Here is a 23,968-nt window from a genome sequence, read left to right as displayed (position 1 = left end):
ACTCCCAACGCTCTTCGAAGCTGACGGTGTCAGGCTGGGGAATTAGGAAACGATTCATTGTACATCTAGGTTGGGCAAATCACGAATTTCAGACGATTACTAGCATCATCGTCTAACACCGCGCTCGATTTCCCAATCGTATTCCGAGTCAACACAACGCCTCAACGAAACAGACTACGCAAGCAAAATGTGGCTTTTAGTATCGCCAGATTCGCCCAAACACGAACGACTACGTATTACCGCAACGGCTCGGAACGCCGTCTCACCATTCTGCATGGCCACGTGGTTATTGAAACTCAATGGTCTGCGGAGACGAAGCCGCGAGTAAGTTGGCTTGTCCCTGTTAACGAATAACTAAATGATCACGAAAGCTGACTCGTCGGGGCGGTAACCATAAATACGAGCCGATTCATCGTCAATAACCCAACCATACAGCGAGGTCTTACCCATTCGTACTCGTTCAATGAGAAAGGGGTGGGTAAGCAAGTTTTCGATCTGGCAAAGGACGTGCTCAAAAATCAGTAGTTCAAGCCGTTCCGAGGTGGATCCTGGGGAGTAATTGTTGTCCACCAGTCGACGCGTCCCGTTTTCGAACCTGCTTCTGAGTCCACCGGTATCAGCGACGCCCGCTGGTGCAGGCTGAAGCCAATAGCGGATGACTCCAGAGCCCAAATGGCCGCAGACGATTAAATGGCGAAAATCATGTTTGTCAAATAGTCGCCTGACCTCTTTCAGGGAAAGTCTTTCATCACTTTCGCAATCCGTTTTGGACGGCATCGAAGCTGCAAGATGTTGCAATATCAGAAAGCGGTCCCGATTCCCGAACGACAGGCAATCTGGTGCCGTCCCAAGCTCGGAACATGCGATAATCAACGTATCCCGGCTGCGAGAAACGGATGGATTGATCAGACCTGCTAACGAACCAATTGCGTTTTTTGGGAATTGGTGAAGGTCAGATCTGAATGAAATTCTCGAGTCCACCAAGCTCACTGCTTGCAACTCCAAAAGTCGGTATTGAATCGCACTTGCAATCGAATTGCAATTTTATATGTTAGTGGTTTTTGGGGCAATGTGACTTGTCGAAACAACATCAATAAATTTGTGTTTGGGAAGTAGATATGATTGCAGATAGCTCGATATTGGATGCTCAAAGATCCTGGGGGGAAGGGATCGTAAAAATCGGGAAAGTGTTTCTTGAAAAAGGTGACTATCAAGCTGCTGCCGAAGCGCACATCCATGAGTTTTATAACTACGAGGAAGGAGTCGTGCTTTTTAAGCCAACGCTCACTTCTGAAAAGCAATTCCGTTTGGATTTTGAGGGTGCGCTTTCTTATTTCATCGGTGGAAACGAAAAGTATCCTGAAGATCACGGGTTTGCGATCAAGCCTTGGTCAAACGTGCAATGGGAGAATATCGGCACTAAGATTACGGGTGATATGGGTATCGCGATGGGGAATTATTATTTCACGCCACACGAAGGTGGCGATGATGTGAAAGTTGAGTACTCGTTTGCCTACACGATTAATGCTGTCGGAAAGCTGAGAATCGCCTTGCACGACTCCCATCTGCCCTACAATCCAGTCGTTTGATCAGCATTGTCAGAGGTTTCGCAAGACACCGGTTGTCATCCCAATACCTAAACGAACAAGGCCCGCCAGTTTTCACTGACTGGCCTTGTTGAAATCGAGCCTCCCAATTGCTTGCGACGACTACCCCAGTGACTTACAATCCTGGCCGAAGTACGATACACACGACCCCCAATCTTTTCAGGTCTTGGAGGAAGTCATACGATGCGCGCTGCCTTGACTGTCGGATTCTGCATGCTCTTCGTCGCCCTAGGCTTGGCGGATGAAAAACCCAGTGACGATGCGACCGAAAAGGCCGTCAAGATTCCCTTCCCTGCGGAAAGCTCGATCGTCTCGTCCGACGCCAAACTCGAACGGTTGTTCACCCGCACGGCCGAGCTTGAGGGAGGCTTGACGGAAGGAGCCGCCGTCGCACCCGACGGCAGCATCTATTTCTCCGACATCCGCCTTGGTGCCGATCACGGCATGATCTTGCGGTTCGATCCCGCCACTAAGAAGACAACGGTATTTACCGAGAATAGCCATAAGTCCAACGGCTTGATCTTTGACCGCCGCGGCCAGTTGCTTGCCTGTGAAGGTGCGGATGAAGGAGGTCGCGCGGTAACCCGCTGGAATGTGGAGACGGGTGAGCGAACTGTGGTGGCCGACCGGTTTACTGGTAAACGGTTCAATGCCCCCAACGATCTGTGTGTCGATCGACGTGGACGAATCTATTTTACAGACCCACGCTACTTGGGCGAGGAGACGCGCGAACTGGAACACCGAGCGGTGTACCGGATCAACAATCGGACGGGTCGGATTGTCGAAGTGACACGAGCCGTATCCAAACCGAATGGGATCGCGTTGAGCCCGGATGGCCGCACTTTGTACGTTGCCGACCACGACAATGGCACGGATAAAATCGATCCCACGCAGCCGCCGCCCAAGCAGGGCGCGATGAAAATTCACGCCTTCACAATTGACAACCTGGGACAAGCCCGCGACCCTCGAGTCCTCATCGATTTCAAAGAAAAGAAGGGCTGCGATGGAATGTGTGTCGACGCCAAAGGTAACATCTATCTGACGATCCGCGATGCGGGTCGCCCCGGCGTAATGGTTCTCAATCCCGCAGGCGATGAAGTCGCTTTCATCCCCACCGGTCCAGAGGGCCAATCCGCGGAAGACCCCGAAAATCCACCCGTGGGCTTGCCCAGCAACGTCGAGTTTGGCATCGACAAAGAGCAGCACACGCTCTACATCACGGTGGACACCAGTCTCTATCGCATCGCGTTGAAGTCGCCCGGATTCCACGTGCAGTACTAGGTTTGAGATAGGTCGGTAAGGTGCATGTATGAACGTAACCCGCGCGATTACCACCAGCAACAAGGACCGCTGAAAAACAGTCGGGCCAATGATCGCGCCCTACATCCTGGTTGATCCGGGGCGTACACGGGTGGGGACTCGGGTTTGACCCAGAGGACGTTCGCCCTTCTTGGTGACCGTCTCTTGGTGACCGTCTCGAGGCGATCACTGGAACAGTTCAGGCAGTGAGTCAGCTCATCGAACTGATGCGAGTTCATCTGCGTAGACTCACGATCACCTAAAGAGTTGGACTGCTTCGTTGGCGAAACACGGCCGTTTGTAGCCATGAATCGGGGAAAAGCGAGCGGAACATGTGCCCTGCACAATTCTAGGCAGTCGTCATCGAAGACCTCTTCCGAGGAAGCAACCCACACTTCTCATTCCTAGCATCAGCTTGCTGCGAGGGCAATTCGTGGTCCAACAAGGCCAGATAAACGGAACAAAAAAAGAGGGAACTTATGCGAACCGCGTTGCATCAAACCTGTACGCCCATCAAAAAACTCCACTTGGAGGTTGAAATGAAAAAAGCTCTGCTAATTTATCCCGCTGTTGCTGTCTGTTTCGCCGCTGTGGCGGTTACGTCCCGCGCAGATGAGCAACCGAGGTTCCGTGGATACTCCTCGGGAGTGACGAAGCCCGGAGAGCAGGTCATCGACAACCGTAAGGCGTGGCAAAAGGTCTGGAAAGAAGTGCACAAGACGGTAAATCCGCAGCCAAAGCTGCCGCCGGTGGACTTTACGCAGCAAGTCGTATTGGCTGTTTTCATGGGACAGCAAAACACCGGTGGCTATCAGATTAAAATCACAAGTGTCAAGGAGACCGATAAAGCGGTCGTTGTTTCTGTGCGAACGACAAGCCCTCCACCCGACAGTTTCACGACCCAAGCGTTGACGCAACCTTATGAATTACTGGTCGTCAAGAAGCCCACAAAGCCAGTGAAGTTTGTGATCAGCGGGAAGGCAAAGTAAATTCCATCTAAATGTTGTGACAAGCATCCGTCACTTGCACCCAGATCAACCTGCCAGTCCTCACCGAAAACGATGCCTTGAATTACAGGCGAGTCGCGGAATGAAGTGCGCGGCGGGATTCTCTCTGGTCGATTTTGCATCTCTATTGCTGCGAGTCTGCCCTTCCGAAAAGTTCCGGGCAAAAAGGGAAAGTGGTGAATTTTTGGTTGCCCTCGCGATACAAGGGGCCAAAAGCAAGGCCCGCCAGAATCAACGGTCAAGCCTGTTTGGGTTTGAGTCGGGTTGGGACTCCGGCTTCAGTGGAGGCGGCCTCTAGGATTCGCAACGGGGATAAAAGTCTCGGTCCACATATTTCCCAGTGTGTCATGAGCAACGGCGAGCCAAAGGCATGACGATCGGCCAGGTCTGCAAGAAGATCGGGGTTTCGGGGCTGATTCCTATCGACCCTTTTCAAGCCATTAACTTTGCAATCGGCTTTCCGCCGTCGGTGATAGGTACGGGTCGATCACCGTCGTAAAGATTTTCGCTGGGATCAATCTGGAGGGTGGCAAGGATTGTCGCAAAAAAGTCGGGTACGCTGACTGGACTATCGACGATTGATTCTGCGAATTTGTCGCTAACTCCGTACGCACCTGTATGATTGAGTCCACCGCCGGCGATAACATTGGTAAAACACTTCGAATGGTGACCGCGACCCCCACCGGAATCAAAACTTCCCGGGCGACCAAACTCAGAATTTACAATGATGATCGTTTTCTTGAGCAATTGATTTTGCTCAAGGTCATTCATCAATGTCGATAGCGCATCATCCAGGTCTTTAATTAGCAAGTGTTGGTTGAGCTGTCCTTCATTGTGTGTATCCCAACCGGTACCATTTTTGAAATTATCGCTGTAAGAGATTTCGACAAATCGCACACCTGCTTGAAAAAGCCTTCGTGCCAACAAACATCGCTGCCCAAACTCACTCCCATAAGCGTTTCGCAAATCACTCGGCTCGGAGTCGAGGTTGAACACCTTCATGAATTCGGGCCCCGACAACCTTAAACTTTCTCGAACTGCAGAATCGTATGCGTTGAATGTCTGATCATTACTGAATCGCCTGGTTCCGCCTTTTCGGACCTCACGAAGCAACGCTTCTCGACGAGCAACTCTCCTGGCGGTCAACCATTTGGATCGCGCTAATCCGGCCGGGCCAGACTTCAGATCTGTGGTGTAAACGAACCCCGCTTCGGGTCCAAGAAAACCTGGGCCACGCACAATGTTTGGATAACCGAGCACCATATAGGCTGGGAAACCTTCAGTTAGTGGCCCTCGCCTCTGTGCCACAATTGAACCCAGTGAAGGATACGTTACCGTCCCCGAAGTTTTTCGGCCCGTATGCATTCGGTTAGTCGCCGCTGCATGTTCATCTACCACATCGTGGTGCAACGATCGAACCGCGGTAACTCGTTCCATTAACTTTGCGGTCTTGGGTAAATGCTGACATATCTTTACCCCTGGCACAGAAGTATCAATCGCTTTGTAATAGCTACCTGGCTTGTTTGCCTTTGCATCCCCTGACAATTTCGGATCAAACGTATCAATTTGGGACATGCCACCTCCAAGCCAAAGCATCACGCAATGCTCTGCCTTTCCCAAGGGAACAATCGGTGCCCCGAGAGCCGGTGCAGCTGCTAAGGTCGCTGTGGTCAGGCTTGATGATTTGAGGAACGTTCGTCGATTCATGTCACGGTTGTCTCGTAAGGCAATTAAGGAATCAGAATCATTTCGGGCGAATTCAGCAGAGCCCACAAAGCATCTTCTGCGTTTTTGCGCCATGCATCTTTCAAATAACGGGTCGGTGGATCGCCGCGCCGAGCGTCAGCCTCCTGTTGTTGTTTAATCGTGTTCGCTTCATTATCGAGATGATTGGACCATGAAACGTACGGATAACGCTTGGGTTCTTGTTTGGCCCTTTGTTGATCAACGGGAGCCAGGCGATCTTCCAATCCGTTCTGCAGTAGAGACTCAAACGCTACCCTCTCATTTTTCGTGGGAATTCTTGTCAAGTAACGAAGAAACAAATCCTCGGTTAACTGTTCCACCGACGATGCTTCAACGCACATTTTTGTAATCTCGGATTCATCAGTCAGCCGAGTTAACCACCCCCCCATAACTCCGTTGGCAAGAACGCCAGGCTGTAAAGGGTTGGGGGCTTCGTTTCGCTGACTTGTCGGTTCCTGACGTGAATTGCGCCATCCAAAGGCCAGCAACACATCGACCACGGCTTGCATTCGGGGCATCGCCAAGCTTGGGCGGTCTCGTTCGTTCGCCAAGGTAGTGAATTCCCACGCCTTTTTGGGTTGTCCGAAGTTCATGAAGAACCCGGGTTTCAAACGTCCTTCACGATCCATGGTTAGCCAACCCAGATCCATTGTTTTCCCAGATACATGCCAAGCGTTATCGACCACTTGCTCAGCCGTCATCCGCCGACGATAAGGACCTTCGAAGAGTCGGTCTGACTCGGCAAAATTCGACGGTGGATCGATTGCCTGCCGTTGGTACAACTCGGAGTTCATGATGAATCGGGTCAGTGCTTTGAGGTCGTACCCGGAGCGAATAAATTCATCCGACAGTCGTTCTAAAAGCTCCGGATCACTCGGTCGTTTGCCTTCCCAGTCGTCGACAGACTCAACGAGCCCTGCTCCCATCAGTCGCTTCCAAACTCTGTTGACGATCACCTCAGCAAATCGTCTGGAGAAAGTTATTTGAGCTGCAAGCTGTTCTCTGGAGTCGAGGTTTTCAAAAAGATCAGTTTGGGGTAACGCCTCAATTAGCCCGTCAAAGGGCCAGCGAGGATTAATCGTTTCACCGATATTTAACGAAGCCTCAATCAGGGGTTCGCGGCCACCCTTGGCAACGTGTTCGAAAAAACCTTTCGGCACACTACTGGTACTCGGAAGTTTGATCGGCTTTCGTTCCAACATCGCAGCGATTTCAAACACGTCTCGTTGCGTCGTCTCATGATAGGGCGCGTCGTGGCAGCGAGCGCACTTCAATTCAACTCCCAAAAAGGCGGTACCAATAATGTGGGCTTTTGCCGCCATCGGAACGTCATTTTGGGATGCCTCGAAAAATCCGGCTGCTCCTCCATCCCAAACGCTACCACGCATCGTGATCAATTCGGTCGCAAATCGATCCATTGGCTTGTTATCCTGCAAAGCCTCCAAAATCCAATACCGAAAGGGTCCCGTATTATTCAGGTTAGGTTTTAGCAAGTTGGGATTTTCAGCCAAAACGTCTTGCCAATAGCCCATCCAATTGTCAGCCCATCGTTCATCTTTCAGCAACTGATCAATCATTCGGCTTCGTTTGTCCGCCGAACTATCTTTTTGAAACGTTTTGACAACATCCAGCGGCGGAGCCACGCCGACCACATCAATCCATGCACGGCGCAAAAAATTCAAGTCATCGAGTTGAGGCGGTATCGGCAGAATTGTTTTTGGTTCAGGTTCAATCTCACCGCCATTTCCGATCCATTTTTTGAGAATCGAAATTTCATCATCGGATAAACCATCACCCGTGGGCGGCATGCGCTCGGCTTCGGCTTCTAGACTGACCCGATACAGCAAGTGACTTTCCCCAGGTTGACCGGGAACAACAATGGGATCTCCTGACGCCCCTTCGGCAAAGAGATGCTTCTGATTCCTGAGATTGAGATCACCTTTTTCCTTTTCACCGTGACAGCGATAGCAATGCTTGGCCAACAGAGGTTGGACCTCACGGTTAAAAAATGAGTCGGCGTCGCCCGATTCGGCTCGGGCGATTCTACTTTCGACAATGTGATCGATACTGCGGTTTTCACCTCCTGTATTTTTGACCAATTGCTCAATCGCAAGTTGATGACGCTGCTTCCAGTAGTTCGCTTGTTGATCATTTTTTCGGCGAATCATTCGATCACGCGCGTCTAACCACTCAGATGTTTGTTCAAAAAATTCTTGCCATCCCGTGTCGGTCAACTCTGGACCCGCGGTGGGTCCGACCAGTCGAAACATTTCTCCTTTTCGAGCGATTGCCAAACAGCCCTCGCCAAATTCAAGACGAAGCCTCGGTCCACCGACCATCACGTCGTAAACGATTGAATGCCTGCCACCGGAACTGGAAAACGTTACGATTTTTTCAATGTCGTCGAGAGCATGGGGACGCATGCCTTTTCTGGGTACTTCAGGAATCGGTTTGACTTGGTTGTGCGCTCCTCCCCCACGCCGAACGGGAGGGAAGTCCATGATCTTTTGACCGTCGACGAACAACCGAGCCACTCCGCGACTACGTCCCAAGAATTCATATTCGCCTGGCTCAAGAGTTATTGCGGTTACGGCACGAACCAACACTCCGGTGCCCCAGTCGTCACGTACTCCCCAATTGTCGTACTTTCTGGGGAGTCGCACGAATCCAAGTGCACTTTGCTGCCATTGATCAAGCGCTGGCTTCGGATTGATTGGAAGTTTATTTTTTTCCGTCCATGGATGAATGGAAATTTCCAAATGCCCCGATCTGGGTTCCGGCAAAATCAATTCGGGCTCTACACGTTCATAACGTTTCGAAATGACACTGGCAGGCACAATGCGGCGGTAGAGTGCAATCTCATCGACGGCCCCGAACAAGGAATTTCCAAGGTTCCCACCCATCGAAGAGCCAATCCAGACTTCATCATTGTCGACAACGGGTGCCACTTGGGTTGGCCCCCCCAAGTCCCATTTTCCCTTTACCGGTTTGCCATCAATATAGCCGCGAATTGAATCTGGCTCCCCAAATCGATAGCTTATCGCGACATGATGCCAACCTGCATTAATTCCGAAACCGCTCGTACTTGTCCAGCGATGCCAGTCGCTTTTATGATCCCTATCGTCGCGACTACGGAAAAGAAAATTGACTCCAGCAGTCCCTCGAGAAGTCGACTTAATTCGGAATGCCCAGTTTTGGTTATTGGTGGGAACGCCAGGGTTGTTGGTGCGGCCCTTCGTTAAAATCGCAGCCTGACCGCGCAGCTCTGCAAGCTGAACCATCGCTTCGACCGTAATCTCATCACCGTTTTTGAAATCGAAAACCGAGTTTTCTCCCGGGTCATTGATCATGATTCGGCCACCGTTCTTGATCGCGACAGCCGAGTTTACTTTTGAAAAGGCGGGGTACTCTGGCGAAATCGGGCCAGAGGTCTTTGAGACATTTTTGGACTTGGAAACTGATTCAAACCCCCAATGTTGATTGGGGTTTGAATCCATAATGGCTTTTCTGTAGTCCGAAGTATGATCCTGGCCAAAGACTGTTGTGACCGTCGCTAGAAATACCAAGCAACAAAATTGCAGTGATGATCCAAACACAATAACCCCGCCGCCGTTGGCAGCTCGCCTAACTCAGGATAAAGATCACTAACGATCGCAAGACTCTTCTTGCGCAGGAATACTCTTCGGTAATTGTACCGCAACCAAGATTGCTCAAACCAGACTGTAAAACGAATTGCTGAGTCGTTTTCGATTGAATGCACGAAGATGGATAGCTTACACGGGCTCGATGAGTGGTTGTACGATCAAAAGTGATGGTATCCACACCTTGATCAAACACGACGTCCTGCGAGATGCTGCTGCCCCTGCCTCCCAGTACACCACAGTGTCTCGTACCATTTTTCATGGGATTTACGGCAATCGGACGGAATAGGATCGAAAACAAACAAGGCTCGCCGTCCAACCAACTGAGCCTCTCCCTGTAACAGCCGCCAAACCGGACGCGTGTATAATGGTTTGCAGGCCATTTCCGGGGAAGAGGTGTTCCGTACGAGTGGCCTTAGCGATCTTCTTTGCAATTTTTGCGTTTCCTCTTGCCACGTTTTTCCTTCCGCTTCTCCTCTTCTCGTTCGGAGAACGGCTCATCGATTTTCGCGGTCTTCTCGCCGAGCTTCTTTGCAAGTTCTTCAATCCGTTGCTTCGGGTTTGCCAGCGACGTATTGACTTTCCCGAACTGCCGAGACTCCAGCTCGATCAATTCTAAAAGACGATCGAGATCGTTCCGACCTTCAGCCAAATCCTGCTTCGGCTTCTCTACATCGGTGCACCTCGATTCGCGATTGAAACATCACTCGCCAACGACATCAATTCATCGATTGGACAGCTACCGCGAAACGGATGATAATGAGTCGGCAATCCCATCAAGCAGGCGGGTGTCTAACGGTTTCACGCTCATTCGTCAGTGCGTCAAAGCAAATCGGTGTGTTTAACCACGCCAAAAAATATTCTTAGGCTTTTCCAACTCGATCGAAAAAATCTTAGTTTTTCCATTTCGACAAAAATCTGAAGATCTATGAAAAACAGAACCATCCGAAAACCCACCAGAATGGCCAGAGTGCACTGGCTGGGAATCGTCTTGCTCGCCTTCCTTTTCGTATCATCGTTGAACGCAGGAGAAATTCCTGCCTTTCCCGGCGCGGAGGGTCATGGTCGCTACACCGTTGGAGGGCGGGGCGGTAGGGTGATCAAGGTTACCAATCTGAATGATCGCGGAGAAGGTAGCCTACGTGCTGCCGTCGAAGCCAAGGGAGCTCGGATTGTCGTGTTTGATGTGTCCGGTACCATCGCGCTCGAGAGTAGGCTCCCCATTCGCAACGGCCAACTTACCATCGCGGGGCAAACGGCTCCTGGCGATGGCATCTGCATCAAGAATCACGAGGTCTACCTGGATGCCTGCGACGAAGTGATCCTCCGCTACCTGCGTTTCCGCATGGGTGACGAAGCCCGGCAGCAAGCCGATGCGTTGGGCGGCCAGAAAAACCGTAACGTGATTATCGATCATTGCTCGATGAGTTGGTCCACGGACGAATGCGCCTCCTTCTACGCTAATTCAAACTTCACCATGCAGTGGTGTCTGATTGGAGAAAGTCTACGCAACTCGATCCATGCGAGCGGCCAACACGGAAACGGCGGCGTCTGGGGCGGACAAAACGCTTCCTTTCATCACAACCTGCTGGCCCACCACGACAGCCGTAACCCGAGGCTGGGTGAGTTCGTTTCCCGCTACGCGCTCTCCGACCGAGTCGATCTCCGAAACAACGTGATTTACAACTGGCAGGGCAACAGCTGTTACGGCGGCGAGGGGATGAACGTCAACATCGTCAACAACTACTACAAGCCGGGACCCGCGACTGTCAAAAACCAGGAGCGAATCGTCGCGATCTGGAATCGCATTGAGACTTGGGACCCCTTGTACAACATCTGGGGAAAATTCTACATCCATGGCAATGTGCTGAATGGCTCCAAACGGGCGACACTGGACAACTGGAAATACGGAGTTCAATTTGACTCGAAATGGAGCCACGTCACGGATGCGGAAAAACAACGGATGCGCCTGGAACAGCCCTTGGAAACTGGCAAGGTGACGACCGATACCGCGGAGGAAGCTTACCAGCGCGTACTCAAGTTCGCCGGCGCCAGCCTGAAGCGAGACGCTGTTGATCGCAGAATCATCCACGACGTCAGGACCGGAACAGCGACCTGTCAGGACGGCGGTAATGGCAGTCGCGATGGGCTGATTGATACCCAGGACGCTGTGGGCGGCTGGCCGGTACTGAAGTCGACGCCCGCACCGGCAGACACCGACGGTGACGGAATGCCTGACGCATGGGAAGTCGCTCAAGGATTGGATCCGGCGGATTCTGCCGATGGCAATTCAGACCGAAACCAGGATGGTTACCTCAATCTCGAAGACTACCTGAATAGCCGAGCGCATTCCTACTATGACACAAAGCCGATCGTCAGCACGGTTCACCCCAAAAAGAATCAGCTGTTCATCGCATCAAAACCTATTGAGATGGAGATCGAAGCCTTTGCAAACGATTACAACGCCGGTTCCATTGCAACGATGGCTCTGTATTTAGATGGGCAGCTTGTCAAGGAGGAAGCCCGCGTCGGCCACATGGTGGCTGACCTGCAGGCTGTTTCTCCTGGCATGCACCAGATCGAAGTAAGGGCAACAGATCAATCAGGAAACGTCAGCACCGATACCACTACGGTGTATGTGGGAACTAGGAAGGTGAGAGTCACGATTGACGAAAGTGCAAAGAACGGACAGGTGAAACTGCAGCCGGCAGGAGCGATCTATTCGGAAGGGATCGAGGTCGCGATTGAGGCCATTCCGGATGAAGGGTATCGCTTTCACAGTTGGATCAAGGATCTCGAAAGCGACCAGCAGCGGCTGACCGTTCGGACGAACGATGACATCGCCTTGAAACCCGTCTTCGTAGCGACGGGAGATCCACTGGATCTCTACCGTAAGCCCATCAAAATCAACTTCGGACCGTTGGAAGGGTTCTATGCGCCGCCGGGCTACCTGGCCGACGGTGGCGGACCGTATTCCAAAAAGTTCAGCGGCCATACCTACGGTTGGCTTGACGGATACAACCTTTCCGGATCGCAGAATTCGTCAGAGTCCAATCGGGTTCGGGCAACCCACAACCGTTTTAACACCGAGAGCGGTAGCTACTCATGGGGCATCGCCTTGCCGAAAGGAATCTACAAGTTAAAGCTGGGGCTGGGGGCCAAGAAGTTACAGGGGGCAATCAAGTTGAACGTGGGACAGCTGTCCGCGGATCGTACTCCACTGTCGATCAACGATCCGGTTGAGACGAATCACTATCAGGTGTACGTGCTCGAAGCATTTGAAGTAAAAGACGGTGGTAGCGGTCTTGCCGATGCGCGACTGACGCTCAGCAGTGCGAATCAAACCAAAATTCATTTCATTGAAATCGAACCCGTGAAGTTCACGGGGAGAAGGCGACTTCGAGTCATCAACGGAAGCGGTGGTGGAAGCTACCATGATTTCAGGCACCCGGTTTTGATCAAAGCCGATCCGCCCGCCGAAGGAATGGTGTTTGATCGATGGGTGGGCAACGGGGAGCCCCAATACTTCGAGGGGATCGATCAATGGAAGCGCAGTCCCGAGTATATCGAGGACATCTATTCCACCACGACATTCGTCACCGACCTGGATTACATCACGACGGTGAAGGCCACGTATCGGATGGAATAGAAGCAAAAACGAGCAGGCCCCGCTGGTGGTAACCAACGGGCCTTGATTGAATCGAGACGAGTTGAATCACGCGCCTAAGCGGAGGCGGCCGCCAGGACTCGCAACGGAACTCGTATTTTAAACTGAGAACTTGCCCAGTCGACATCACAACCAGAGACACCCGACGAGACGAATTTCCGTACCGAGAACCACGATTCCCTAACTTGCGTATCAAGCACAAAAATGTGATTCCACGAATCGTTTGGTCCTTCGTATAAATCCTGTTGATTTCTGGAACGATGAGCGGGGAGTATGCGTCTATGCAAAGGCCGTCAACCAGTGAATCTTACTGAGGAAAAAAAGACTGTGAAGATCTTTCGTCTTGCATCGTTTCTGTTTGCAGCTTTTACTTTTTTGATGTTCGTGCCAGCAATCCAAGGGCAGAGACCGACCGAAATCCCGTGGGGCAAGCAGATTTCGGGCCTCCAAGTACGGATTCGGGAGTGCCCTGAGTCGGAACGCCAGGAAGGAAAGGCGATGATGATCTTCGAAGTTCGCAATACGTCCGACCGGCCCGTTGACTTTTGCTGGTGGCAAAGCCCCCTGGAAAAGCGTTGGACGGCGAACCGGTTCAAGGTCACAGGGCCCGACGGTGTGGTAGATTACCAGGGAATCATGGTCAAGAGAGCTCCTCCCAGTAAAAAGAACGGCGACTACACAACGCTTCGATCCGGATGGACGCTCAGCGTCAAGTTCGATCTCAAGGAAGTTTACCGATTGAAAGCTGGCACCAAGTATTCGATGAGCTACGAGGGGACCAGTCTGGGCTCGTTGCCAGCCTCTAATTCCATTGAATTTCAAATCCAATAACCGTTAACATCTCGTGGTCGCGTCGAGTGTCCCAGAATCAAGATACAACTGAATCCCAACCGCCTTCGGTGGCGTACCACGAAGCGGGGCATGCGGTGATGGCAACCATCGTCGGGCGACCGATTCAAAAAGTCACCATCTGTGCAGCCAATCTATCCATGGGAGGTCTCCGTCTGGGAGCGTGCAAAATCCGCAAAGGGCGGAGTAAGCCGTCGAAAGATTGGCTTGAAGACGAGGCGTTAATCTTTTTTGCCGGCATGGTCGCTGAGTCCCGCGTGACCGGCCAGTATTGTGAAAAAGGGGCTCGACAGGACCTGCGAGTCGTGAAACGCTTACTTTCTCAAACTCGCGCAACCTCGCCACGACAATTGGAGAAATTGGAACGACGGCTTCTCGACAAGACAGAATATTTATTGTCCGAGGAACCTCATGCAAAAGCGGTCGAGATGGTGGCAAAAGAGCTAATGGAGAAAACCACAATCAGCGGAAGAGCGGTTGTACATCTATTTAATCAAGCGGTCGCTCAATGCAACAAAAGGTGAAATCGTCCTTCAGAATATCTCTCGCTTCAGGGCCAAGAAATCGAAGATCAAAGGACGCAATGTCGAGATTGTGAAAAGCAGACGTCGACCCAAAGGACGTCTCAGAGGATACCACCTACTGCAGATACGGGTTGGTGCGTCGCTCGGCACCGACCATGGATGGCGCCGAGTGTCCACAGACAAATTGGTAATCATCGTCCAGCGTCATAATCTTTTGTGAAATACTGTCGAGCAAGGCTTGGTGATTGCCCCCCGGCAAATCGGTTCTGCCGATGGAGCCCTGAAAAAGGACATCGCCCATCAAGATAAATTTGTGCGCATGATTAACAAAGACAACGTGGCCGGGAGCGTGACCAGGACAATGCAAGACTTCAAACTCATGCTCACCAATGTTCAGTGAATCACCTTCCTCCAACCAGCGGTCGGGCCGAGCGTTATGCATGCCTGTAAATCCATACCCTGCTGCAGCTGTCTCAATGTTGTCCAAGAGAAATTTGTCGGCAATGTGAGAGCCAATGATGTCGACTCCGAATTGCTGCTTGGCTGCTTCGGCTCCACCCGCGTGATCGAGGTGGCCGTGGGTGAGCCAAATCGCTTCGACCGTGACTCCTAGTTCGGCGACGGCCTCGGTAATCTTTTCAACCTCGCCACCGGGATCGACAACCACCGCAACATGACTTTGGTCGTCGTAGACAATGGAACAATTTTGTTGAAATTCGGTCACTGGGACGATGGTGATTCGTAACACGCGACGTTCTCTACCTTAGGATGCAGCAAATTGGATTTTTCGAATAATGTACCAGATCGTCCATCGATTCAAAGGTTCAGCAGCTTTGCCAAAGCACCAACGACCTAGTTTTTTGTTTGCACGACAGCCAGCTCCAACAATTCTTTTAGCCTTGCTGGATTTGTCGTCGAAACCTTGGCAACAAACCCACGTTTGTGGGCAAAGCGAACTTCGTCAAGTGATTCGATTCGAGAGAAATCCAAACGCGGGCTATCGTCGTAACGGGTCAGACCGTATCCCTCTCCTCGCCGATCCGGATAAACCAGAGCCTGTATCTCGTTTTCCTTTTCTTCGCTCGCGATAAATGCATAAATTCCAAAAGAAGGATTGTCAGAAATCACGTCACTTTTTTCTAGGAACAAGGCTTGAATGGGTTCGTCCCCCGCTTCAATGATCCAATATTGGCTGTGTGCCTTTAGGTAATCCAGCCTTTCGCGTAAGGACTGCAAGTAGTCGACGAGATCCTCGCCTACCATGCACATGACTTGATAAACAGGGTTTTCTGGATGAATTTCTGACTGACTTGCAAAACGGTCAAGTAGCGTGGTGTCGAGCGGCGAATTCAACTCTCCCAAAGCCGTACGTGGAATCCCCATCCGCCTGGCGGTTTCGTTCGGTCCTAAGGTATCGAGCCATTCGGCCGGACGTAGCCACGCACAGAATGCCAATGCATCCTCGTAAAGCCCCATACTTTGAAGCACCAACGATAGTGCACACCGTGGTGGAGCATCGCGCGGGAATTGATGATGGTCAAAGTTATTCAATGCTGGATCGTGCGCCCCACCTACGTCGACGACGCAAATCGCAGGGTTCGCCAAATCCGGCTCGGTTGGTTCGCGTCGCTCGATGGCGACGCCATGCAAATGAGCCAACAGACTGCAGGCAAGAAAATCATCCTTATGCGCTCCGCCTGGATGGGTCACAATCAGCTCAATGGTCATTGGATCAGGTTTCCTTAAGTAAAGATCCGATTCGAATTCGGCAAAAACAAGCGGCCGCATGCTACTCGGCTCACTAAATTAGCATGCCCTCTTTTTTTAGACTACGGTCAAAACAGTTGAGTTGCTGGACTTATTTTTCAGTCAGGACTGAATCACGACTAACTTCCCTGAGTCAAGCCAGACACGTTTCCCATAGCCGGCCTTGGTTCTAGCAGTTTTCGATGCAGCGTAGAGGTTGCCAAACGACAAGGCCTATAAATATCTTTGTTTGGCGCTACCTAAACTTTGCCAAAACGACGAGGAGTTTTAAACAAACCAGCAGTCAAAAAGAAATCGGCTTAAGCCGTGGGCTAAAACTTTTCAATGGTAATTTGGGCCGGGGTGCGTCCTGCGGCGATCGCAGCCGTGAATCCGAACACGCAGCTCGTCTACGGTTTACTTCGATGGGGTGGCTCATAGGAACCAAGCAACACACGAAACGCTTTCTTTTCCCTTTGGCTCTCGTCTATCGGAGCGAGAAACAGTTGGAAAGTCGTACCGCCAGTCCCTTCAAATGGCGGCATAATGCGAGCGGACAGCCTAGCCTTCTATCGTCAACCTAAGAATGGAAATACCTTGTCGCCAGACAGGCCGTTTCAGGCGAGCGCGCATGAACCAATGAGCGGCGTTGTCCCACCCAGATGCGCCGAAATTACTCGCTCCATCTGCCGCCGTCTAATTGACCGCCGCGAAGTAGAACCAGCCGCCACCGACATGACGCGCGTTCTCAATTGTCAGCACATCGTCAGCAGACGGGTGACTCTAACTGGCTGGATCTGACATCAATTCACATCGACCGGCAGGGTATCATTCACATTTGGTCAAGTCTCAACGAACCGCAAAGGAAGAGAACCATGGCTGTCGCAATTCAGAAATAGAACGAAAGAGTGCATGACCTTGCCGAACAACTCATCACCCACTTTCGTGTAGTAAACGCCTCGCCGCACCTGGCAGTCGGTTAATAACGTCTTATTCATGCCAACCTTTTCCGGCTCACCACGAATTTCTCATCGTATTCATAACCCAATCCCGGCTTACCAGAAGGCACGAAGTAGTAGCCGTTCAATTTGATCGGTTCTTTGAAAAAGTGATTCGCGTTCAGCCTTCTATTTGTGGCCACGGGCGGATTCACTTCTCTCATCGCATTTGCTTCCAGAATCAATACATTGGGGGTGGCCATGCAAAGGTTAGCCATAGCCACCCAGGTTAAAGGACCATACGAAAAGAAATGCGGCGCAATCTGCATGCCCCGTATTTCGGCCAGCGCTGCGATCTTGCGCGCTTCGGTCAGTCCGCCGACATTGGGCGGCGGCAGATTGAGAATCGACGCCGCGCGCTTATCGATCAGACGGGTAAAATCTTCCAGCCCTTGAAGGTTTTCTCCTGTGGCAACGGGAACGGTGGTGGCAGCTGCCACTTTGGCCATTTCATCCATGCTACTGGTGGGGGCCACCGGCTCTTCCATCCAGAGAAGGTCGAACTGTTCGAGCCGTTTGCAGGTCGCGATTGCCCCTTCGGCACAGCACTGACCGTGGCCGCCCTGGATCAGGTCCAGCTTGTCGCCAGCCCCTTCACGAAGGCTGCGGAAAACCATTTCGTTATAGGCCATGTTCTCTTCGGTCGGCATTTTCCCCCCGCCCTCGCAGACACTATCCTCCCAGGCTTTCTTGCCGCTAGCCCGATCGAAGAGCGCAAACGGATCGACCTTCACGGCCGCACCCGGTTTTTTGGCCAGTTCTCGACCCATGTCGCGCCATCGCCCTAAGTCTTCAATCAATTCGATCTTTACAGGTCCCGGCCTGCCATAGTGGTAGATCCTGATCCGGTCGCGCACCGGACCGCCGAGCAGTTCGTAGACAGGCTTACCGGTTTCCCGGCCGAGCAGATCCCATAGCGCATAATCCAAGGCGGTGCGATGTGAACAGAGGACGCCGGCCTGCCTCATCCTTGACCAGATGGCCTCCACCGCAAAGGGATTGGCCGCGATCAGATGGTTCTTAGCGACACCGGCTAGCGCTGGCGCGTAGTCGATATCCGGAAAATCCGCAAATCCAGCTGCGCCTGTGCTTGAGATAACTTTCAGCACGCGCCGTTGCTCGCGATTGCGTTGCAATACGAGCAGTTCCAGGGCTTCGATGCGGCCAGCCTTGTCCGAGGCAGCTGCCAATGGCGAGTGGCCGAACGACGGCAGGCCCGCAAACGCACCTGCCCCCAACGCAGACTGCTTGAGAAAGTTTCGACGATTTGGTTGGTTGTTCATTACCTGATGGTCCATCACTTTCTCTTGGTCGTTGTTTCTACCTGGGCGATACGCCTTACCTGAAACTTCGTTTCATCAATCTCACACGATTCCGCCACCAGAGATCCTTGCGTCATTCTCAAGGGTATCTCCAGCACACCGTCATCCTTCATCCATTGCTCCTGGTTGGGTGATGTCACCCACAGCACTTCATCGCGTCCGGAGAGCGACCGTGTGACAGCCAGCAATGAAAGAGGACCACCTTGCACCATCGGAGCCACCTTGAGCTTGGCTTCCCTTGCCAAGTCCGCCGTCCGAGCGAGCATTTTCACCCCGCCAATGCGCCCGACATCCGGTACCAGGACCGTGCCGGCCTGCTTCTTGATGCCCTGGGCGAAGTCTTCAATCACATGATAATCTCCGCCAAAACCTAGGGGCTGGTTGAACTCCTTGCGTGCCTCACCCTGTTCGCGCAGGTGCCGGAGCGCCATAGGGTTCTCGAGCAGGGTCACCTCGTTCCTTTGGCAATGCAGGGCGAGGAAGGTCATGCCATCCGTGCTCAAGTTCAGGTTGGCGGCGATGACCAGATCCATTTCCGTACCGGCTGCCTTTTTCGCTGCTACAACCAGGCTGTCGATACGACTCAGCACTTCCTGCGGGTAGCGGTAGGGGGCGCATTCGCCGCGCGCCGTCATCTCATCCTCGAGGGCGCCAACCAGTTCCAATCGGACTGCGGTAAAGCCAGCTTGCTTGAGCGACGTAACCGTCTGCCGCATTTCGTCCGGTGTACTCAGCCGGCGCTTGCCGTCTACCTCCCGATCTATCGAAATCGACGGACAGAGCCGCACCCGGCATGGACCGTTTTCCTCGGTAAGGTCGAGCAAGGCTGCCTGCAGGGCGATGACCAGTCCTGCTTTCCCCGGGCCTTGCCACATCGGGCCAAAGCCTTCTCGGGGGAACAGTGCATTAAGGCCCAATCCAGTCTCAGGTTGGGCATGGAGTAATTGCTCGGCAGTCTGCCCCATGACGGTGTGACCGACCCCAACGGCCCTCATTGAAGGGTCGGTCATAAAGATATCTTTCTTATGATCCTGTTCGGCATAACGATTCACCAAACGCGCAAGCGTCTCTTCCGCTTCCTTGGCGGGGAGACCGTAATCAAGATAATCCCCATAGCCTGTAGCGCCGCTCAGCGTCGTCAATCGGATGACCCGCAACCGTGATTCAGCTTGCGATCCGGGTTCCTTGACGGTCAGCAGGTCCATCGCCACAATCTCGTCCGGCTCTGACGCTGCCCGGGCTTCCGGCAGGTTTAAGATCGAAAGTGCGGGCAGGACGATCATGGCCAGCTGAATACACCACTGTGTTCTTGTTTTCTTCATTATGATCCAAGTCTAAACAAAGCTTTTTACTCATGATTCAAATTCCAGAATGAGCACGTCCCTCGCCGGTATCTGAACAGTAAACCGATCTTCGGCCATTTCCATGCCGCATTTATCCCAATGGGTAGCCGTGAATTTCATCTTACCCAAAGCATCCGAGATCTTGATGCCCGATTTGCCATGCCAAAAAACAAACCTCTGGACGGTAACATCATTTTACTCGCCTTCAAAGGCGAAACCAACAAACTTCACGACGTGTTACAGAGGAGTTCTGCGGGTGCCAAAGGAAAGTGAGCCATTCGTTCCGGGAACTGGAAAATGGTCGCAGAGAAAAAATCTCATTGAACTCTTCGATCTCGAAAAAAATCTAAGCGAAACCAGAGACCTCGCTGCTCAACACCCGAAAGCGGTTTGCAAACTCACGGACAAATACAACGCATGGCTCGACGAAATGGCGGACCCAGTAAGCAAGCAGGTAAAAAGCTGGTATTCTGATTCCTGTTCGCCAGCCAGAAAGATGTCGAAAGAAGAAAAGAAAGCAGCGTGGGCAAAAAAAGCCGCACGGATCAAAGCACGCGAAGCAAAGCGAATTCGCCAAACTCCTGAATCATCGGACTAATTCGCCCTTTAGAGAGCCAGATCAACCCCACATGATATTGCCCAAAAGTCACAGAATGAAAACCTTCCTCTCATTTTCGATCTTCTGCTGCTGGGCTGTGGTCGCAACCGCCGCTCGCGCAGAGCGACCGAACATCATCATGTTTCTGATCGACGATCAGAACGCATCGAGCATCGCCGCGTTTGGGGGCGATACCTACACTCCGAATCTCGATCGCATGGTGGAGGAAGGAATGAAGTTCACTCGCGCTTACGTCAGCAGCTCGGTTTGTACTCCTTCTCGATACAGCTTTCTGACGGGTCGGTTCGCTGGCAACTCGCATAGCAAACTTTACACCGAAGCGGTTGGCGGCAAAGAGAATCAGGGGCTTCCCAATTTCAATGTCGCTCTGGAGCGCGACAGGATGAACGTCGGAAATATTCTCCGTGAAGCCGGTTACACCACCGGATTTGTTGGGAAATTCCACCTCACTTCCAAATTGGATCTTCCGGAGTTTTATCAAGGCAAAGACCGATGGATCAACATTCCCAAACACGCGAGTCCTGGGCCTGAGACATCGGCTCAGTTCAAACACAATGAACGCTGGATGCGTCGTTACCTCAAAACGCTGGGCTTTTCCTGGGCGAAGAACGTCTACCCGGAAAATACGCCTTCGCCCTATTCCATGCACAACCCAGAGTGGACGACGGTGGCAGCTCTGGAATTCATTGAAGAGAACAAGGACGGCCCATTTTACCTTCATCTTTGCAGCACCCTACTGCACGGGCCGGATCGGTCCTGGCGAAAATCCATGGATCACCCGCTCATCACCGGAGAGGGGGAAGTTGAAAGTCTTCCAGAGGTCATGACACCGCGCGCCGAGCTTCTCAAAACCATCACTGAAAAAGGTTTCGACCCCGATAGCCATGTGGCTGGTGAAGCCTGGATCGACGATTCACTCGGGGCGATTTTCCGAAAGCTCAAGGAACTCGGAATCGATGACAATACGCTGGTGATTTTTGCGCCAGATCACGGTCGCGATGGCAAAGCTTCCGTCTTTTCACGCGGTAGCTGTCAAGTTCCCATGATCATGCGTTGGCCAAAAGGAATCCCTGCAGGGCAGGTCTGTGAAGAACTCGTGCAGAATATTGACCTCGTACCCACCTTCTTCGAACTGGGTAAAGCGGCAAAACCGGAATCTTACCGGATCGATGGACAAAGTTTGACCCCTCTTCTCAAAAACGGAAAAGCCAGAGATTGGCGGAATCATCTTTATCTCGAAATGGGAGCTGCCCGGGCAACGGTCACGAAAGATTGGTCCTACATTGCCGTTCGCTACACCGAAGATCAGATCGCTACCATTAAGAAATCCGCGCCGCGTAACTTACCGAGAGCCATGTCCTACATTGGACGTTTGGGCATCGGAGTGCGAGGAGCAGATCGCCCCGGTTTCTTTGACGAAGATCAACTCTACCACCTGAAGAGGGATCCGAAAGAAATGAAGAACCTGGCTTATCAAAAAGCTCAAGCCACGCGCCTTAAAGAGATGCGCTATCGCATGCAGCAGGACCTCGAAGTCATTGGTCGTCCTTTTGGAGAATTCATTCCCGGAGGGAACGCCGCTGAACCGGGCCAGATCGGCAAACAGATTGAAATCGTCAAACAACTTGAAATCAAGGGCAAAACGGTAACGGTGCCAAGAGCTTTGAAGAGAAATCTGGGAGTTACCGATGAACCCATTCCGGACGACAAAGTGAAAAGAAAAGCAAAACGCGAAGCACGTAGAAAAGCTCGCAAAGAAGCCAAATCAAAGAGTCAGAAAAACTCGGATCAATAGTCCGATGGAATCGCCTTCCCCTCTCTTTCTTCTGAGCCTGTTGGCCCTGGGCTCATGACCTTAATACGCACGTTAGCACTTCGGACTATTCTCCCATCCAGACTCCCAGCTTCGATCGCGAGACTTACCGCAAGCGAAACATGGTTGAATGTGCAGCAGCATTCGCACAAAGACAAGCACTATTTCGAGGAAGAACATGAGCGATAAAAAAAAATTGAAAGGCACATTTGGCCGCCGTGAAGCGATCAAAGGGGCTGCGGCGACAGGTCTGATTGCTGCGACAGGAGCCCATCGCTTGGTGCACTCTGCGGAAAATCATACGGCAGGGCGAGATGCGATCAAGCGAGAGAACGCTGCAGCGGGAACGCGTGACTGGATGCTGACCAAGACGCGCAACGTGCCTGGAAAGATCAACAAGCACCTTAGGAATGGACGTTGCCTGGAGATCGAAGGCTACTGCAGCGCGAACAGCATGCGAGCTGGCGAGACCTTAAAGATCATGGTCAGCGCGAATCCCGAATCCAACTTTAAGCTCGAGATTTTCCGAACAGGCTACTACGACGGCTCGGGCGCTCGGCTGATGAAGACGTTCGAATCACTCAAGGCGTACACGCAACCGGATCCCTCAGTCGGCGAGAACTACGTTCGCGAATGCCAGTGGGAACCAACACTTGAGTTGGAGATTCCTGAGAGTTGGCCCAGTGGCGTCTATCTTGGCAAGATGACCGCCGCTCGAAGTGGCATCCAGAGCTACGTAATCTTCATCGTGCGAGACGACCGTCCGTGCGACTTTCTGTTTCAATGCAGCGATCTCACCTGGTCGGCTTACAACCGCTGGCCAATGGACTATTCGATCTACACTGAGCACGAGGACTGGACGAGCATTGGTGTACCTAGTGGGACGGTAAGCTTTGATCGTCCCTATGGTCTCTTCACGCATCCAGTCAACAGACTGAAGAAGTCAGGCGGCAGCGGCGAGTATCTACCGTGGGAGTTTCCTCTGGCGTATTGGATGGAGAAGCACGGATACGACGTCTCCTACATCTCCAACGTCGACACGCACACCGACCCCAAAGGTCTACTCCGCGCCAAGGGCTTTATCTCAGTTGGGCACGACGAATACTGGAGCCTGGAAATGTATGACAACGCCATCAAGGCACGCGACGCAGGTGTCAGCCTCGCGTTCTTCGGCGGCAATTCCGTCCTGTGTGTTGTACCGATGTTGCCTTCAAGCAATGGAGCGCCGAATCGCAACATTCGACGTGAAGGCTGGTTCATGCCGATGCCGGAGAATATCTCTGAAGCTGCCAAACAAAGGCTGCTCAATAAGGCGCTCAACGACAAGACCTTCGAACCCAACATGGGACCGGATGGTGCCCTCTTGATGGGCGGAAGACTGGATCGGGAAGGGAGCGGTCGTGGCATCGGCGCAGGTGATTGGACCTGTGCAATGCCGGACCACTGGCTGTTCGCAGGAACCGGAATGAAGAAGGGAGATTCCATCAAAGGACTACTTGGCTGGGAATGGCACGGCGCCCCGAGGATGGATCTGCCAGGAATAAACGTTGTTGCTGAAGGGGACGCCTTGACCAACGGAAAAAAAGTGGGGCACTACACCGCCACACTCTATGACGGTCCTAAAAATAATGTCGTCTTCAATGCCGCCACGATTTGGTGGGCCAATGGAATATCCAGCCCGCCGGGGCACATGAACCCCCGACGCCATGGAGTCGCCCAACAGGGACCCGATGAACGCGTCCAGCAGATCACTCACAATTTATTCCAGAGAATCGTTGGCTAGGGAG

At 52.3% G+C, this 23,968-nt stretch carries 17 protein-coding genes; 8 read left to right on the top strand and 9 right to left on the bottom strand.

Going from position 1 to position 23,968, the window contains the following annotated elements; genetic code table 11:
* Positions 1-354: 354 nt before the first annotated feature.
* Positions 355-777 (bottom strand): carbonic anhydrase, encoded by a 423-nt coding sequence (locus tag P8N76_11270; protein MDG2382241.1) that lies wholly within the window; start codon positions 775-777, stop codon positions 355-357.
* A 341-nt stretch (positions 778-1,118) separates the two neighbouring features.
* Between P8N76_11270 and P8N76_11265 the strand changes: the two genes are divergently transcribed.
* Positions 1,119-1,589 carry a hypothetical protein gene (locus tag P8N76_11265; protein MDG2382240.1) on the top strand — a complete coding sequence of 157 codons (471 nt, stop codon included), beginning with the start codon at positions 1,119-1,121 and terminating at the stop codon, positions 1,587-1,589.
* A 201-nt stretch (positions 1,590-1,790) separates the two neighbouring features.
* Positions 1,791-2,888, top strand: coding sequence for an SMP-30/gluconolactonase/LRE family protein (locus P8N76_11260; GenBank protein ID MDG2382239.1), 1,098 nt, complete (start codon positions 1,791-1,793; stop codon positions 2,886-2,888).
* On the opposite strand, the gene P8N76_11255 is transcribed toward P8N76_11260, so the two are convergent.
* Positions 2,824-3,096 (bottom strand): DUF1501 domain-containing protein, encoded by a 273-nt coding sequence (locus P8N76_11255; protein MDG2382238.1) that lies wholly within the window; start codon positions 3,094-3,096, stop codon positions 2,824-2,826. The two genes, P8N76_11260 and P8N76_11255, sit on opposite strands and share 65 nt — an antisense overlap.
* A gap of 349 nt (positions 3,097-3,445) precedes the next feature.
* Here P8N76_11255 and P8N76_11250 point away from each other — a divergent pair, with 349 nt between their 5' ends.
* A complete protein-coding gene (locus P8N76_11250) occupies positions 3,446-3,895 on the top strand; it encodes a protease complex subunit PrcB family protein (protein MDG2382237.1) in 450 nt (149 codons plus the stop codon).
* A gap of 450 nt (positions 3,896-4,345) precedes the next feature.
* On the opposite strand, the gene P8N76_11245 is transcribed toward P8N76_11250, so the two are convergent.
* Positions 4,346-5,620 carry a DUF1501 domain-containing protein gene (locus P8N76_11245; protein ID MDG2382236.1) on the bottom strand — a complete coding sequence of 425 codons (1,275 nt, stop codon included), beginning with the start codon at positions 5,618-5,620 and terminating at the stop codon, positions 4,346-4,348.
* Between the two features lie 23 nt (positions 5,621-5,643).
* Positions 5,644-9,009: a DUF1553 domain-containing protein gene (locus P8N76_11240; protein MDG2382235.1), complete on the bottom strand. Its 3,366-nt coding sequence runs from the start codon at positions 9,007-9,009 to the stop codon at positions 5,644-5,646.
* Between the two features lie 1,252 nt (positions 9,010-10,261).
* Here P8N76_11240 and P8N76_11235 point away from each other — a divergent pair.
* The 3 genes from P8N76_11235 (at position 10,262) to P8N76_11225 (ending at position 14,340) form a co-directional block, all read left to right on the top strand.
* Entirely contained in the window at positions 10,262-12,949 is a 2,688-nt protein-coding gene (locus P8N76_11235) for a hypothetical protein (GenBank protein MDG2382234.1), read from the top strand.
* 345 nt (positions 12,950-13,294) lie between these two features.
* Complete coding sequence (locus tag P8N76_11230) at positions 13,295-13,798, top strand: hypothetical protein (GenBank protein MDG2382233.1); 504 nt, start codon at positions 13,295-13,297, stop codon at positions 13,796-13,798.
* Positions 13,799-13,824: 26 nt separating this feature from the next.
* Positions 13,825-14,340 carry a cell division protein FtsH gene (locus P8N76_11225; GenBank protein MDG2382232.1) on the top strand — a complete coding sequence of 172 codons (516 nt, stop codon included), beginning with the start codon at positions 13,825-13,827 and terminating at the stop codon, positions 14,338-14,340.
* Positions 14,341-14,455: 115 nt separating this feature from the next.
* On the opposite strand, the gene P8N76_11220 is transcribed toward P8N76_11225, so the two are convergent.
* The 5 genes from P8N76_11220 to P8N76_11200 all read right to left on the bottom strand — a co-directional run bounded on the left by P8N76_11220 (position 14,456) and on the right by P8N76_11200 (position 19,728).
* Complete coding sequence (locus P8N76_11220; GenBank protein MDG2382231.1) at positions 14,456-15,088, bottom strand: MBL fold metallo-hydrolase; 633 nt, start codon at positions 15,086-15,088, stop codon at positions 14,456-14,458.
* Between the two features lie 104 nt (positions 15,089-15,192).
* Positions 15,193-16,128: an MYG1 family protein gene (locus P8N76_11215; protein ID MDG2382230.1), complete on the bottom strand. Its 936-nt coding sequence runs from the start codon at positions 16,126-16,128 to the stop codon at positions 15,193-15,195.
* Between the two features lie 800 nt (positions 16,129-16,928).
* Complete coding sequence (locus P8N76_11210; GenBank protein ID MDG2382229.1) at positions 16,929-17,084, bottom strand: hypothetical protein; 156 nt, start codon at positions 17,082-17,084, stop codon at positions 16,929-16,931.
* Positions 17,081-18,367, bottom strand: coding sequence for a mandelate racemase/muconate lactonizing enzyme family protein (locus P8N76_11205; protein ID MDG2382228.1), 1,287 nt, complete (start codon positions 18,365-18,367; stop codon positions 17,081-17,083). The genes P8N76_11210 and P8N76_11205 overlap by 4 nt, the downstream gene beginning before the upstream one ends.
* A gap of 14 nt (positions 18,368-18,381) precedes the next feature.
* The gene (locus tag P8N76_11200; GenBank protein ID MDG2382227.1) at positions 18,382-19,728 is read right to left on the bottom strand and encodes an enolase C-terminal domain-like protein; all 1,347 of its coding nucleotides are present in this window, start codon (positions 19,726-19,728) and stop codon (positions 18,382-18,384) included.
* A 758-nt stretch (positions 19,729-20,486) separates the two neighbouring features.
* On the opposite strand from P8N76_11200, the gene P8N76_11195 reads away from it, so the two are divergent.
* Both P8N76_11195 and P8N76_11190 read left to right on the top strand, forming a co-directional pair.
* Complete coding sequence (locus tag P8N76_11195; GenBank protein ID MDG2382226.1) at positions 20,487-22,163, top strand: sulfatase-like hydrolase/transferase; 1,677 nt, start codon at positions 20,487-20,489, stop codon at positions 22,161-22,163.
* Positions 22,164-22,359: 196 nt separating this feature from the next.
* On the top strand, positions 22,360-23,964 hold the full coding sequence (locus P8N76_11190; GenBank protein MDG2382225.1) for a hypothetical protein: 1,605 nt from the start codon (positions 22,360-22,362) through the stop codon (positions 23,962-23,964).
* Positions 23,965-23,968: the final 4 nt, after the last annotated feature.

The organism is Pirellulaceae bacterium, assembly GCA_029243025.1.
Classification (GTDB): Bacteria; Planctomycetota; Planctomycetia; order Pirellulales; family Pirellulaceae.
The sequence above is the reverse complement of the archived record's forward strand: the minus strand, read 5'-3'. Positions and strand labels throughout refer to the sequence as shown.

What these genes read in the sequence shown, in the direction of transcription:
- P8N76_11210 (MDG2382229.1), bottom strand. Translation starts at nt 17,084, where the DNA reads ATGAATAAGACGTTATTAACCGACTGCCAGGTGCGGCGAGGCGTTTAC.
- P8N76_11265 (MDG2382240.1), top strand. Translation starts at nt 1,119, where the DNA reads ATGATTGCAGATAGCTCGATATTGGATGCTCAAAGATCCTGGGGGGAA.
- P8N76_11250 (MDG2382237.1), top strand. Translation starts at nt 3,446, where the DNA reads ATGAAAAAAGCTCTGCTAATTTATCCCGCTGTTGCTGTCTGTTTCGCC.
- P8N76_11245 (MDG2382236.1), bottom strand. Translation starts at nt 5,620, where the DNA reads ATGAATCGACGAACGTTCCTCAAATCATCAAGCCTGACCACAGCGACC.
- P8N76_11205 (MDG2382228.1), bottom strand. Translation starts at nt 18,367, where the DNA reads ATGAACAACCAACCAAATCGTCGAAACTTTCTCAAGCAGTCTGCGTTG.
- P8N76_11190 (MDG2382225.1), top strand. Translation starts at nt 22,360, where the DNA reads ATGAGCGATAAAAAAAAATTGAAAGGCACATTTGGCCGCCGTGAAGCG.
- P8N76_11270 (MDG2382241.1), bottom strand. Translation starts at nt 777, where the DNA reads ATGCCGTCCAAAACGGATTGCGAAAGTGATGAAAGACTTTCCCTGAAA.
- P8N76_11240 (MDG2382235.1), bottom strand. Translation starts at nt 9,009, where the DNA reads ATGATCAATGACCCGGGAGAAAACTCGGTTTTCGATTTCAAAAACGGT.
- P8N76_11235 (MDG2382234.1), top strand. Translation starts at nt 10,262, where the DNA reads ATGGCCAGAGTGCACTGGCTGGGAATCGTCTTGCTCGCCTTCCTTTTC.
- P8N76_11215 (MDG2382230.1), bottom strand. Translation starts at nt 16,128, where the DNA reads ATGCGGCCGCTTGTTTTTGCCGAATTCGAATCGGATCTTTACTTAAGG.
- P8N76_11260 (MDG2382239.1), top strand. Translation starts at nt 1,791, where the DNA reads ATGCGCGCTGCCTTGACTGTCGGATTCTGCATGCTCTTCGTCGCCCTA.
- P8N76_11200 (MDG2382227.1), bottom strand. Translation starts at nt 19,728, where the DNA reads ATGAAGAAAACAAGAACACAGTGGTGTATTCAGCTGGCCATGATCGTC.
- P8N76_11195 (MDG2382226.1), top strand. Translation starts at nt 20,487, where the DNA reads ATGTTTCTGATCGACGATCAGAACGCATCGAGCATCGCCGCGTTTGGG.